This window comes from Paenibacillus tabacirhizosphaerae (genome assembly GCF_040812395.1).
In the GTDB taxonomy this organism is placed as follows: domain Bacteria; phylum Bacillota; class Bacilli; order Paenibacillales; family NBRC-103111; genus Paenibacillus_E.
Genome location: NZ_JBFNXH010000011.1, coordinates 135,667 through 148,994 on the forward strand (window position 1 = coordinate 135,667; position 13,328 = coordinate 148,994).

At 46.4% G+C, this 13,328-nt stretch carries 15 protein-coding genes and 1 pseudogene; 6 read left to right on the forward strand and 10 right to left on the reverse strand.

Annotation, left to right across the window (positions count from 1 at the left end; all coding sequences use genetic code 11):
• Positions 1-21: 21 nt before the first annotated feature.
• From ABRS97_RS19175 to ABRS97_RS19190, 4 genes are all read right to left on the reverse strand, one after another.
• Positions 22-768 (reverse strand): ABC transporter permease subunit, encoded by a 747-nt coding sequence (locus ABRS97_RS19175; protein WP_367816479.1) that lies wholly within the window; start codon positions 766-768, stop codon positions 22-24.
• The gene (locus ABRS97_RS19180) at positions 761-1,498 is read right to left on the reverse strand and encodes an ABC transporter ATP-binding protein (RefSeq protein WP_367816478.1); all 738 of its coding nucleotides are present in this window, start codon (positions 1,496-1,498) and stop codon (positions 761-763) included. Before ABRS97_RS19180 ends, ABRS97_RS19175 begins: the two co-directional genes overlap by 8 nt.
• Before the next feature lie 89 nt (positions 1,499-1,587).
• Positions 1,588-2,511 (reverse strand): hypothetical protein, encoded by a 924-nt coding sequence (locus ABRS97_RS19185; RefSeq protein WP_367816476.1) that lies wholly within the window; start codon positions 2,509-2,511, stop codon positions 1,588-1,590.
• A gap of 164 nt (positions 2,512-2,675) precedes the next feature.
• Positions 2,676-3,770: a glycosyltransferase gene (locus tag ABRS97_RS19190; protein WP_367816474.1), complete on the reverse strand. Its 1,095-nt coding sequence runs from the start codon at positions 3,768-3,770 to the stop codon at positions 2,676-2,678.
• Positions 3,771-4,005: 235 nt separating this feature from the next.
• Between ABRS97_RS19190 and ABRS97_RS19195 the strand changes: the two genes are divergently transcribed.
• Complete coding sequence (locus ABRS97_RS19195; RefSeq protein ID WP_367816472.1) at positions 4,006-5,127, forward strand: PepSY-associated TM helix domain-containing protein; 1,122 nt, start codon at positions 4,006-4,008, stop codon at positions 5,125-5,127.
• Between the two features lie 553 nt (positions 5,128-5,680).
• Here ABRS97_RS19195 and ABRS97_RS19200 read toward each other — a convergent pair.
• From ABRS97_RS19200 to ABRS97_RS19220, 5 genes are all read right to left on the reverse strand, one after another.
• On the reverse strand, positions 5,681-6,004 hold the full coding sequence (locus tag ABRS97_RS19200) for a hypothetical protein (RefSeq protein ID WP_367816470.1): 324 nt from the start codon (positions 6,002-6,004) through the stop codon (positions 5,681-5,683).
• Between the two features lie 217 nt (positions 6,005-6,221).
• On the reverse strand, positions 6,222-6,845 hold the full coding sequence (locus tag ABRS97_RS19205) for an MBL fold metallo-hydrolase (RefSeq protein ID WP_367816468.1): 624 nt from the start codon (positions 6,843-6,845) through the stop codon (positions 6,222-6,224).
• A 36-nt stretch (positions 6,846-6,881) separates the two neighbouring features.
• Entirely contained in the window at positions 6,882-7,448 is a 567-nt protein-coding gene (locus tag ABRS97_RS19210) for a thioredoxin family protein (protein WP_367816466.1), read from the reverse strand.
• 84 nt (positions 7,449-7,532) lie between these two features.
• Entirely contained in the window at positions 7,533-8,138 is a 606-nt protein-coding gene (uptA, locus tag ABRS97_RS19215) for an undecaprenyl phosphate transporter UptA (protein WP_367816463.1), read from the reverse strand.
• 68 nt (positions 8,139-8,206) lie between these two features.
• Positions 8,207-9,118 (reverse strand): LysR family transcriptional regulator, encoded by a 912-nt coding sequence (locus ABRS97_RS19220; protein ID WP_367816461.1) that lies wholly within the window; start codon positions 9,116-9,118, stop codon positions 8,207-8,209.
• 119 nt (positions 9,119-9,237) lie between these two features.
• Between ABRS97_RS19220 and ABRS97_RS19225 the strand changes: the two genes are divergently transcribed.
• From ABRS97_RS19225 to ABRS97_RS19240, 4 genes are all read left to right on the forward strand, one after another.
• Positions 9,238-9,708, forward strand: a complete 471-nt coding sequence (locus ABRS97_RS19225) for an HPP family protein (protein WP_367816459.1) — start codon at positions 9,238-9,240, stop codon at positions 9,706-9,708.
• A gap of 199 nt (positions 9,709-9,907) precedes the next feature.
• Positions 9,908-11,116, forward strand: coding sequence for a macrolide family glycosyltransferase (locus ABRS97_RS19230; RefSeq protein WP_367816457.1), 1,209 nt, complete (start codon positions 9,908-9,910; stop codon positions 11,114-11,116).
• A 64-nt stretch (positions 11,117-11,180) separates the two neighbouring features.
• The gene (locus ABRS97_RS19235) at positions 11,181-11,627 is read left to right on the forward strand and encodes a cupredoxin domain-containing protein (RefSeq protein WP_367816456.1); all 447 of its coding nucleotides are present in this window, start codon (positions 11,181-11,183) and stop codon (positions 11,625-11,627) included.
• A 134-nt stretch (positions 11,628-11,761) separates the two neighbouring features.
• Positions 11,762-12,079: a dehydrogenase gene (locus ABRS97_RS19240; RefSeq protein WP_367816454.1), complete on the forward strand. Its 318-nt coding sequence runs from the start codon at positions 11,762-11,764 to the stop codon at positions 12,077-12,079.
• Positions 12,080-12,218: 139 nt separating this feature from the next.
• Here ABRS97_RS19240 and ABRS97_RS19245 read toward each other — a convergent pair.
• Positions 12,219-12,305, reverse strand: a pseudogene (locus ABRS97_RS19245) (family 4 glycosyl hydrolase); the annotation flags it as partial.
• A 149-nt stretch (positions 12,306-12,454) separates the two neighbouring features.
• On the opposite strand from ABRS97_RS19245, the gene ABRS97_RS19250 reads away from it, so the two are divergent.
• Positions 12,455-13,306, forward strand: coding sequence for an AraC family transcriptional regulator (locus ABRS97_RS19250; RefSeq protein ID WP_367816452.1), 852 nt, complete (start codon positions 12,455-12,457; stop codon positions 13,304-13,306).
• Positions 13,307-13,328: the final 22 nt, after the last annotated feature.

Consider the following 13,328-nt stretch of genomic DNA (forward strand, 5'->3'; position numbering starts at 1 on the left):
TACGTACATTCCCCGTTTACTCTAGACTTCTTTACGATCGAATTTATAGTAGCCAAGTGTAAAAAATAACATACAGCTGGATACTAAGAATAAAGTTGTTGTCAACAGCTTACCCGTCGAAACGGTTCGGCTCAGCCATAACATATGCCAATCCGTATAGGATATCGGTGAAAATGCCGCGAATGCGCTGAACAAAAAAGGGGCAATTTTAGCCGCGGCGTACAGCACGATCGCGAACACCATGAACCCGCCAGCTGTCTTAAAAAACTGAGCCGTACATACAAAGAGCGCCGAAAGAGCAATCATGGAGATCAGAGCGGCTGCGTAAGCTTTGCAAATACCGAAAAAACTTATAAAATCAGCCGATGTTCCAGCAAATAGATTGCATATCGATGTCACAACCCATAGAAGAACTAGTAAAACAGCGATAGCAGTACCTAAAGCGGCAACTTTGGTGCTGAAAACTTGAAACCGGGAATTTGGACGCAGCAACGCAAGTTTCAAAGTGCGCGATGCGTATTCATTCGGGAATATATCGCCAACAACTGTCAGGATAAAGAGAGGAATCCAGATACCGGTATAAATAGAAAGCATCTCAATCGGAAACGAAGGGCTTACAGCAAGAAGTCCCAGAAAGGGCTGCAGGGCGTTAAGCGATATCGCCAAAATGATGGGAAGCAAAACCGAGCATATACCGAATACGATTATTTTCTTTCGATACCACAAGAGAGACAGTTCATTCATGAAACCTGCTTGCCATCTACGCATGTTTGAGAACCTCCTTCGTCAGCTGCAGTTCATCGATGTAGAATTGCTCCAGCGATTGATTGCTTTGTAAAAGTTCGGACACGTAGCCTTCTCGTTTTAAGTTTCCTTGGGCCATAATACCAACTCGATTGCATAGCTGCTCAAGCTCGTGAATCATATGGCTCGAAATAATGAAAGTAGTTCTTTGTTGTTCGGAGAACTGTTGAATCAACCTGCGGAACATCACTGTTCCTTCAATATCCATGCCATTTGTCGGTTCGTCCAAAATTACCAACTTTGGTTTAGGCAATAACGCTGCGGCAAGCGCTAATTTCTGTTTCATGCCGGTCGAGAAGCCTTTAATTTTCTCTTTCCGAACCTTTACAAGACCTACTATTTCCAGCATTTCGTCAATCCTCGTAGCAAACACATCCGGGTAAAACCTCGCTACCAGCTGCAGATATTGCTGCGCGGACAGAAACTCATGAAAATCAGCGGATTCGATCATGCATCCGACATGCTGCATGCCGTGTACATAATTATGTGAAATATCCGCTCCAAACAAATGAATTGTTCCGCGATCCGCTCGAATCAAACCTGTAATCAGCTTCAGAAATGTGGTTTTTCCAGCACCATTAGGCCCGAGCAAGCCATACACATCACCTTCACGCAGTTGTAGGCTAATATCACGTATTCCCCTTTCATTCCGATACTGCCTGCTTAGCTGCTTTGTTTCTAAAATGATATTCAAAGGTGACACCTCCATGTTTCTTTCATGTTGCAGCAGATAGGCTTTCTGTCGAAAACCTATCCGCTGGGTCAAACTGGATAACGCATCAATTACTCATTATCGTCGTGATTTTTTCCTTCATGACCATGCTTTTGCAAGGTCTGTACCGTTTTGCCAGTCAAATCAATGGTGTCAGGCGTAGTGCTGTTATATCCGGACATATCGGCTTGCAGATGAAGTGTTACCTTATGCGCAGTACCACTATCGTCCTTCCCTGATACTGTGAGGTCAGCCTCTTGATGTTGAATAAAGTTGGAAGCATCCACTGTCGCTTTGATCACAACATTTTCAATCTTAATATCTTGTGACAACTGAGGCGCTGCATCTTTCAGAAGATCCTTTTGGAACAATTGCGGCTCCGGCTTGTTGTCATCTTTTTGCTCCCTGTCATCTTTATGTTTCGTTGCTTCTTTAATAGCAATCGGAGCGATCGCGTTAATGACAGTTGGGATTTGAGCGTTGTCTAACTGAATCGAAATATCTTTCGATCCATCTGACTTGTTATCAACGGCTACGTAGTCTTTCAGATTCCCCACCAGAGCGTCTATGACTGTTTCGACCTGCGCAGAAAGTTGACCATCCTCTGTCGTTTTTTCTTTTTTATTCTTCTCTTTGCCCTCTTGCTTCACGTAATAAACATCGCTGCTGGCCGATTTCATGACCGTTTGGCCTTCTTGCTTGTATACGCTCAATGATTGCTGGGTGCCATTTACTGTCACGTTTGCATTTCCGCTTGCGGTTTTCCCAGCTACGTTCACCTTGAAAACGCCGTTTGCACTCACGAGGTTATTTCCATTGTCCTGCAGAGAAGCCGAGGCTTGTACCGCTACATTTTGGACCGCCTTCGTGTTTTTCAGTGCTGATTTATAGGCATCGTACCCTGAAGTACTTGCCATTGCACTGAAACCTGTTGTAACCATCACGATGCTGCTTATCCCAACTGCGCTACCCAATACTAACCATTTCTTTTTCATTTGTTCCTCCTAAAAGTGAATGAATTGGACTACAGGGTAATCATAGGCATGAAAAATGAAAGTCTGGTGAAACAATTCTTAAATATTTCTTAAATTGAAAAGTGATGCCTCTCTCACTGGAAATAAAAAAAGCAGGTGAGAATTTCCCACACTGCACTTTGTCTTTACTGGTATTTCATATATACTTCAAGCAGTTTGGAACCAATCCAGTTGATAGAAAATTTACTCCCCACTGTTTGCTTGCCAAATTCACCTAATAATTGAGCCATCTTGGGGTTATTCAATATTCTTTCGCAGTCCCTCGAAAGATTTGCAACGGTTATGGGAGCAGCGGTTCCGTGATCACCGAAGTGATTGTGAATGATTTGATTTATGTTTTCAGGTTCTACTACACCGCAATATCCTTTAACTCCCACCGCTACAACCGGTCTCGCACATGCCATTGCTTCAAGGGCAACGCGTCCGGTTCCTACCACAACATCGGCTGCATAATAGGCATTTTGTACGTTTGATAAAGCTGGACGAATAAATATGGCTTGTCTGCCAAGACGGCGATTGATTACGTTAGCAAGTCTTATGAGTCTTAATCGATAAGATAAACCTGGGCCAAATAAAATAGCCATAAAATTAGGATTCTTTTTAGCAATGATCTCTGCTGCCAAAATCACTTTTCTAGCTATATGGTATTTATCAAATGAAAATCTTCCGGCATAAACAAGTATTTGGGCTGTTCGCGGTAAGCGAAGCGTCATTCTACATTTATTTTTCTCAGAAATCGAACTAAATATGGACGTATCAATACCATTAGGAATCATGTGTATGTTATGTTTAGGTATTTTAAATTCATCATTCAGCCATTCTGATAATTGCGGTGAAACCGTAATGATCTTTTTTGCAACTTTGGACATCGCTAGTACGGCATTACGATCAAGATAAGTACCATGTACGGAAGCAATAAAGGGAATATGAAGTTTTCTAGATAATGTTGCTACATCATAAAACGACTTTGAATCATGTGCATGAATAAGGCTATATCCTCCATTCGCAATTATCGAGGATAGCGAGGATGCTCTTTTTTCAGCACCTATGGGAAGCAAATGCACAGAAATTCCAGCTCTTTCAAAAGAATTAACAAGTGGGCCTTTCTTAGCTGCAACGCCAACTTCAACTCCTTTTGATAGTAAATATCGTGAGATAGAAAGAATGTATTTCTCAGTTCCCCCTATATTCAGCCGTGAAACGATCATTAGCACCTTCATATAACCATCCTCATCTACTAAATATTTTTAACATTTTACTAGATGATATAAAGTATGTAATCGTTCTGTTTTAGGAGACGGCACTTAAGGGCTTCATGTGAAGCAAATGACTCTACTTAGGCCATTTATTTCGTGCCATATTGACAAATTGGATGATAATGAATATCATTTGCATTATCTGAAAATGATTATCATTATTAAATGGCATTGGAATAACATACCGGAGGGGTCATCTTTGCGAAAAATTGTTTTAACCATTCATTTGTTTCTCAGCTTAATTCTTGGGCTCTTTGTTGTAGTCACTTGTACAACTGGCAGCCTTCTAATGATCGAACCCGATGTTGAACGGCTGTTTCATCCTATTGCTCAGCAACCAACACCTGGAGATGTTGGCGTCAAGGTCATTCAGCAGCAGGCTGATGCAATGAATCCAGATTTGAAATCGGATCGGATCGAATGGCCAGCCCAGGATGGGTTCTACCATATCCACCTTACCAAGGATGGCGGCAAGGATGCCGGTCTCGTCTATGCGGACCCTGGCACAGGCGAAGTCTTTGGCGAGGTACAGCAAGAACGTCGTGAACCTTTCGCGACCATTTATAGCCTGCACCGCTATTTTTTACTGACCAATGTGATAGGCAAAACGCAGGCCGCTTTCTTCGTCGGATATCTAGGCATCGGATTGCTGCTCATCCTGCTGACAGGCGCATATTTATGGTGGCCTGGCCTTCGAAAATGGGCTCTTGGTTTTCGAGTCATTCGGAATCGCGGTAAACTTGCCCATAATATGAGTCTACATAAAATGATTGGAATTATATCCATTCCAGTGCTGCTGATTATCACACTGACTGGTGTCGTTAATGCTTATGAGAAATCGCTTCCTGTTTGGATTGGGTTTAAAGCAAAGGAAGAAATACCTGCATCAGCATTGCAATCCAAAAGCAAAGATAAACCAATTCTTACTGCTGAACATGTTGTTGATATGATTAAGAAGTCTTACCCGGACAGTAAGATAACCAAAATCCAGCTTCCCCAGAAACCTGGACAGACTTTTCAAGTTGGTCTGAAAGAAGGGTTCGGCGCTTCAACAAATAGCAACAGCACGGTCTATATGGATGCCTCTACCGGAGATATTTTGTATAAAACAAACCCAGATCTCGCCATTAATCTTTACAACACATGGAGAAAGGGACTTCATTTTGCGACTTGGGGCGGGGAAGCTGCTAAGCTGGTCTACTTTGTATTCGGTATGATGCCTCTCATATTAATGTTTACTGGAATTATCATGTGGCAACTAAAGGCACGTGCTCGCAAAAGAAATAACAAGAAAAAAACTGCTGATGCAATTGCCGCATAACCAAACAAATCTGTACACGAAAAAGCACCGCGGAAGCTTATGCGCGGTGCTTTAACTTTTTCAAAAAATAGATAATGACCACGCCTCCGCAAGCTTCGCCCCATGCACAACGATTTCGGTGGAACTACGATGCCTTATTCCACGCTCAGGTCCCTTTTCTCCCCCTGAAGCGGAACTAGGGTGCGTTAAATGAGCGAAACTCTGCCGAAAATCCAGCATTTCCTGCTCATAACGCACGGCAGTTCCGCGGAATGTCCCTACAACCGAAAATACCGCCTCATAAAGCATCTACGTTCCGCTCACCCGTGCGAAAAGAGGACCTATCGCAGATCGAGGCGGTATTGCAATACTCCAAACCGCTATGGCACTTCCGGATCTTCGGATCTTCTTCGTCCATCCTGTCAAATGCCCGTACCACACGATGCGTGCGGAATCTCTCCGCTCTGCGAGCTCGTCACACACATCCAGCCTTCCATACACCAATTCTGACACAAAAAAATCCCCGCAACTCCATCAAGGAGTGCAGGGATCAAGGGGAAAGCTTACAGACTGACTAGCATTTTGGAATAAAACCACGGGTAATAATGACGAGCAGGATGAACAGAACGAGAATGCTTGCAGGTGAAGTGTAAGGATGACAGGATTTGACCGCTACTGGAGCAACGGCTGCGGGTTTAGGGAAAATAAACGAAGAATGTTGGTAGGAAGCGTGCAGATGAATGTCATTGTGCACTGGTTTTTGAATGATTGGAGCTGGCTGCTGATAGATCGGCATGGTCATGATCGGTTTAGGAACAGGCATCGGCATTGGCGCTGGCAGTGGCATGGGTTGAACCGGGTAAGTTGGAGCAACGTAACCTGGTTTTACATATTCCATGGGTAAAGCACCTCCTTTTAGATTAGCACTGAAGTTGTTATTATCTTCATGGTTAGGTGAATTACTTACAACATCAGTCTATGGGAGAGCACCTATCTCGAACACGGTAAACACCCATACGCCAACAAAAATGGTTCATTATCATGGGCGAACGAGCCTCAGCCGGTAAAAACACATACAAAAAGGACTGCCCGCAACTGGCGGCAGCCCTATCTGGTTACACATATGGATTGTTGTCGCGTTCGAAACCAATCGTTGTTTTGGCGCCGTGCCCCGGATAGACGACAACGTCATCGTCCAGAACAAACAGCTTCTCTTGGATCGAATCGAGCAGCGCATTAGAATCGCCGCCCGCCAGGTCCGTGCGGCCTACCGACAGCTTAAACAGCACATCACCGCCGAAGAGGTGCTTATCATACAGGAAGCTCACACTGCCCGGCGAATGACCCGGCGTGTGGAACACCTTCAGCTTGATTCCCAGGAATTCAAGCACCTGACCTTCATCCAGCGCATACTCCGCCGGATCGGTTTCGATCCCTCCGCCAAGCTCAGGCCAGCGCGCGGAGCCGTTCTTCTTCGGATTCGTCAGCCAATCCGCTTCCAGATCATGAAGGTAAACCGGGCAGCCTTTCAGCTTGCGGATCTCATCCACGCCGCCGATATGGTCGAAGTGAGCGTGTGTCAGAAGAATGGCCACAATGTCCAGGTCGGCGATTCTTTTGATCAGCGGCTTCGGATTCATGCCGGGATCTATAATGATGCCTTGTTTAGTATCCGGATCGGATAACAAATACGCATTCGTGCTTAATGGCCCTAAAGCAAAGGATTCTATTTTAATCATAAGGATATGCTCGCAATCTTCTTCATTAGTTATAGATTAGAACGATGAAATTAAATCGCGCAGTTCTTTTACAATAACCGCATGGTAACCGTTGCCTTCGCCATATTGACGACCCATTTCGGCTCTGGCCACTTGGATTTTTTCGTTGTAATCGGCTGCTTCACGATCTGGATTTTCCTTCTTGAACTGATTCATAACCGCCTGCACATGGGCTGGACGCGGACCCCAATGTCCAAGTACGAAACCGCCTGTATCGGTGAAAATAACGATCGGAATCGCTCTTCCGCCACCAGTAAGGAACTGGTCGATGACATCGTAATTTTGCTCGATAATGAGCACTTCCGTAGGAACTCCGCTGTTTTCCAGCGCTTTGAATACGACCGGCACATTGCGAATAACGTCTCCACACCAATCTGCCGCCACGATAAGGCAGCGCAGGTCATCGCGATTGTTCAGCGACTCGAAGTATTCCTTATCTTCTTCGTTGTCCCATTCGAATCCGTTGTAATATGCGAGGAATTGCTCTTGGTTTTTGGTCATGCCATCAATGAACTGCTGCGGTTTTAATCCGGTACGCAGCTTATTTGCAAGATTTGTACTCATCAATCTCCAACCTCCTATTAGTAATAAACAGTTCCCTTATTATTGTAGCAAATACAGACAAAAGCTCCAAATTTATTTCCGAGTTTATTGCTGTGTTTTAGCTTTTCTTTTCAAATAAAATTGATAAACTACATACAGGAGAGTAAGAACGACTGCCGCTATGATCAAAGGTTTGATGTAAGGTCCTGCTTTTTCATCAATGGTCTCCCAATTATCCTTGAGCAGCATGCCCAAATACACGTACAGGAATGAGTAAGGAATAAGGGCAAGGGCTGTGTACAGCGTAAATTTGCCTAATGGCATTCTCGACATGCCGCCGGGAAGCGAAATCGCATGGCGAACGATCGGAATGAATCGGGCTGTGAAAATCATACCGGTCCCATAGCGGTTAAACCAAGCCTCCGCCACATCAATATGATGCTTGGAAATCAACAAGTATTTACCGTACCTTTCCAGGAAAGGTCTACCTCCGTAGCGGCCGATCCAGTAGAGCACGATTTGTGCGAGCGTTCCACCGACCACTGCGCAAATGATGGCGCCGACAAAGTTGATTTCTCCCTTCGATACCAAATAACCCGCATAGGCCAGAAGCAGTTCATTCGGAATGACCTCCAGCATGAGCCCGAGGAAAATCCCCCAGTACCCAAGTCCTTCCAGATACACCAAAACATTGTGAATCAAATCACCCATACATGAACCCTCTCTCCACAAAAATATCCATATTTTATCTACGTTTATTCTACCATAGACAGGCAATGTCAACCAGTTTCACTGTTGTGATCCGCACAAAAAAAGGAAATAAGATGATCTTTGCACGCCTGTACGGGAGCGCTCAATTCTTTGCCCTTGACGTAAACTAATCCGTGCTCGAAGAAAAGGGGCTTCTCCGCGGAGAGCCATGCCAGTTTCCCCTCTCTTATTTCCATATCAACTGAAGTGCGAGGAAGCAAAGCAAGCCCCATACCGCAAATGACCGTCTGTTTAATCAGTTCCGAGCTGTCGAATTCCAAGGTGGCAAATGAAGAAATCCCTTTCTCGGCTAATTGCTCACCAGCAATCGTCTGGTAGATGCAACGGCCCCCGAAACCAATGACTTTAGTGCTTGCCATCGCGCTCCATCCCTCTTCCGCGATGAGGCGAAGAAGTTCAAATGAACCGACCCATACAAGCTCATCCCGCATGAGCGGCACAAAATGAAGGTTTTTCATTTGTGGATTGCGTGGAACAATACCGAGATCCACACGGTGGCCGGATACTTCCGCAGCGATATCACGCTGAAACCCGGTTTCGAGGTGCAATTGAATATGCGGATAGTGATCAAATAAACCGGGAAGCAGCTTCGGCAGATGCGCGATGCAAAAGGATTCGAGCGCCCTCAGCCGCACAGTCCCTTTGGGCTCGTCAAGATCGCTAAGCTTCTCCTGCAACGCTTCTCCCAAACGCAGAAATCGGTACGCGTAAGGCGCAACCTCTTTGCCGGCTTCCGTGAGCTCGACGCCGCGTGGCAAACGGCGAAACAACGGCTTGCCCAGCAGCTGCTCCAACTGATGAATGTGCATCGTGACCGTTGACTGCACGTAGCCAAGCCGCAGCGCTGCTTTACTGATGCTTTTCTCTTCCATGACCGTCACGAACGTTTTCATGCTTCGGCCATCCATGTGTTCAATCACGTTAACCATCACCTACCCATCGTATTTTTAAATACGAGATATCGAAATCATTCGTTTTTAAAATATATATGTAGCATGATATCATCTGAACCAACATATGAAAAGAAGGAGTATGCACTATGAAACTTACTTTACAATCGAGCCTACGCCTGCTCCTGCCCGGAGTCGGCGGCTTCCTCGCCATCCTCATTGCCAGCTCACTCAGCGATACTGCGGACATCCCGCTGCTGATGGCGCCGTTCGGCGCATCCTGCGTCATCGCCTTCGCGCTCCCGCAGAGTCCGCTCGCGCAGCCGCGCAGCCTCGTCGGCGGCCACGTGCTCAGCACGCTCATCGGGCTCTGCGCATTGTCCGCCTTCGGCGTGCACGCCTGGAGCCTGGCGCTTGCCGTCGGCTCGGCGATCGCACTGATGCAGCTGACCCGCACGCTGCATCCGCCTGCCGGTGCAGATCCTTTGCTCGTGATGCTCACCGGCGCAAAGTGGAGCTTCCTCTTCACGCCGGTGCTGCTTGGCGCGGTACTGCTCATGCTGGTGGCCCTGGCTTACCACCGGGCGACCAAGGTGGCTTACCCCGCAAAATGGTGGTAAGGAACATGGTTCCACAAGCAGCAAAGGAAACGGTTTGCGTTAAGCAGCTGGCAAAATACAGGAAAAATTTGGATTAGAACTTTGAGATTTTCAAGTATTGTACTATGATTAACTTGAATCCATTGTTTAATTTGAGCGATGGTATGGACAGTGCCCCTTTACACAATTTAGAGAACAGTATACCTAAGGAGTGATAGAAATGGCGCGTGTTTTATTTATTAGTAGTGGATCAGAGGGACATATCAATCCAACTATTGGCGTTGTGCAAGAGCTTATTTCGCGTGGAGAAGAGGTGGTGTACTTTTCTGTAGAAGCTTTTCGGGAGCGTATTGAGAAGACGGGAGCTTCAGTACGAACATTTGACGATCAAAAATTTATGCAAGCCTTTATCTCAGGCGGAAGAGATCATTTACTCGAAAGAGTCAACGGTCTTTTACTTACGGCAGATATAATCATACCAAGCATTCTTGAACAGATCGAAGGGGAGCATTTTGATTACATCATCCATGATTCCATGTTTGGTTGTGGACGTTTGCTTGCCCAAATTCTTAAGCTTCCTGCAATCAACTCTTGTACTTCTTTTGCGCAGACAAAAAAATCATTCGATAAAATGTTGGAAAACCTTTCCTTGAGGGCCCCTGCAGAAATAGTTAAATCTATCAACGATAAATTTCAAAGCCTGGCGGCAATGGTGCAGGAAAAATATGATGTGGAGATCCATTCTCCTTACGAAGTGTTTTGTAATCCTGCACCACTTACAATCGTTTATACAACAAGGGAGTTTCAACCTTATGGAGAAGCATTCGACCAAACTTATAAATTTGTAGGTCCATCCATCTCTTCACGATTAACTCAAGAAAACTTCGACTTTACTGCAATCGAGGGGAAAAACCCCATTTACATTTCGCTGGGTACAGTCTTTAATCGAGCAATTGATTTCTATAAGCTTTGTTTTGAGGCATTCGAGAACACGGATCATACGATTGTCATGTCTATTGGGAGCAAAACCGAAGTTTCTGATTTAGGGGAAATTCCTGAAAACTTCATCGTAAAAAATTATGTTCCACAAACGGATGTCCTGCAATACACTAAATTATTTATTACACATGGTGGAATGAACAGTACCAACGAAGGTCTCTATTACGGGGTTCCGCTGGTTGTAATCCCACAAAGCGCGGACCAGCCGATTATTGCCGGGCAAGTCGCCAATATCGGAGCGGGCATTAAATTACAAATGCAAGACTTGACAGCAAATGGGCTGCGTGAAGCCGTGGATCAGGTGTTAAACCTCTCATCTTTCAAGGAAGCTGTTACAACTATCAAGGAATCCTTTGTAAAATCAGGTGGGTATCATCAAGCTGTTGATGAGATTTTCGAATTTAAAAGTCAATTTGGAAGTAAATTTTAAAATCATGCGCTGACAAGCCTCCGCATAAGATGTACAAGACCCTTGTACAGGAGGTGGACCCGCTATGTCCAAAATTATTATAATCAAACGCACGCATCTTTTCCTCGCAGCAGCCGCGCTGCTCCTCGTCCTCTCCAGCTTGCTGTATATGAACCGGGGACGGATTCTTCCTGCACTAGCCGAACCGGCTGTGGAAAGAACGATCCATTTAGTTACCGGCGAGTTCAAATCGACGACCGCAGACGGGAAAACGATTGAAGCGTACCGCTGGGATCCAGGTACAGTCGTCCTGCATAAAGGGGAGAAGGTCAAGCTCAGCATCTACGGTGTAAACGGCGAGAGCCACCCGTTCTTCATTGAAGGACTGAACATCAGCGGGGAGGTCAAAAAAGGGAAGGAAACGATCGTCTCCTTTACCCCGCAGGAGGAAGGCACGTACCGCCTCATCTGTATGACGCACGCCGATATCGCACACAGCGGTCCCATGATCGGCTATATCGTCGTGGATTAGCCACACCGTAGGGCTAAGCCAAGCAGCTCCGTTATCCGCCTTTACCCAACTTGGGCGCCTTCCGAAGGCTTCGCCAGTAGCTCTCCGCCCTTTCTATGCATACACATAGCATAGAGAGGAGCGTAGATACGGCGATGCTGACTAATAAAGCGAACGAAAAGCATAAGCAGCAGTTTCCCAGCGCACGCGGGATTCGCAGAGCGTGCAGCAAAGAGCTGTACCGAACCGTCAAGCGCTTGAAAGTATGGATCTCGCCTGAACAAATGGCGGAAGCTGAAGAGCTTTATGTGAAAAAGGTGATGCTGAACCTCCCTTTCATCGTTGAGAACGGAAGCAATCGCAAGGTGCTGGCCGATTGGTTTGACGAGCATGTCGGTCCGGACATTGCTCCTCTGTGGAACGTCGAGCTGGAAGTGCTGGGCCATGCGTTCCGCAACGCATTTGGCGGTTAAAACGAAAGAAGGTCATGGGTATGCAGCGCATATCCAAATGACCTTCTTTTTTCATCTTAACGCTAGCGATATTCCGGCAGCCACTTCCCATGCGCGTCGATCAGATCGTCGCACATCGCGACAATGTCATCCATGGAGAGTTCAGCCGAGGAGTAAGCATGCAATCACCCAGTACGTTTTTGGCAAAAACGGTACTGCCTGCCCCTATAAAAGTAATCTTGGACATGGAACCATCTCCTTCATAAAGTCTTGTATATCCTCCATTTCACTATAGCTCAGGGTCACTTCCGTGCATACGGATTGAACGAACACCAATATGGACATTTGTAGTTTCTTAATGTACCCTTGAAAGATCAACACCTCGGAGGTGACCCTATGAATCCTGACCACACCTACTTTACGGTCATGATCAACCCCTTGACGAGCAATACCGAAATCTCCGTGCTTTTCAGCGGGGAAGGGCAACCCATTCCTCTCCATAAAATGGGCCCTGCGGTGCACGATTACTATCTCATTCATACCGTTCTCTCAGGCAAGGGAACATTCGAAATAGGGGGGCGCACCTATTCTTGCTCCGCGGGAGATACGTTCGTCATTTTCCCTGGAGAGCTCTTCAGCTATATCGCAGATGAAGACCGGCCCTGGCAGTATGCCTGGGTGGCTTTTGTCGGCCGCTCGGCGGGAACCATGCTTTCGTCTATCGGTGTTACCCCCGAGCATGCCGTCATTTCAGGGAGCAGCCCCCGCTCTATTCGCCACCGTTATCGGCGGATTCGGTCCTGCTTTCAGCAGTCGGACTTTCCGATGCTAGAAGATATGGAAGCCAGCGGCTGGCTTCGCCTCCTGCTAAGCGAGCTTGGGCAGGCCAATCGTCAGCGGCTTATGGTGAAACCGGCGAGCGAAACGGAGATTGACCGGCAGGTGGGACAAGCGATTCGTTATCTGGAGCTTCAGTACACGCAGCCTGTCTCCATTGACGAACTGGCTCATATGTTGGGCTACCATCGTACGTATCTATGCAAAATGTTCAAGAAATCCACAGGCTTATCCCCGATGCAATATTTATTCAAAATCCGGATGGAGCGAGGAAAGCAGTTGCTGGCCACGTCCATGACCATCGATCAAGTGGCCTCTTCGGTCGGATTCAATGACGCGCTGTATTTCTCCAAGCAATTCCGCAAATGGAGCGGCATGGCGCCTTCCGCCTATCGTAAACATCCATCCTAAATTGACTAGAACAGGGGGAACG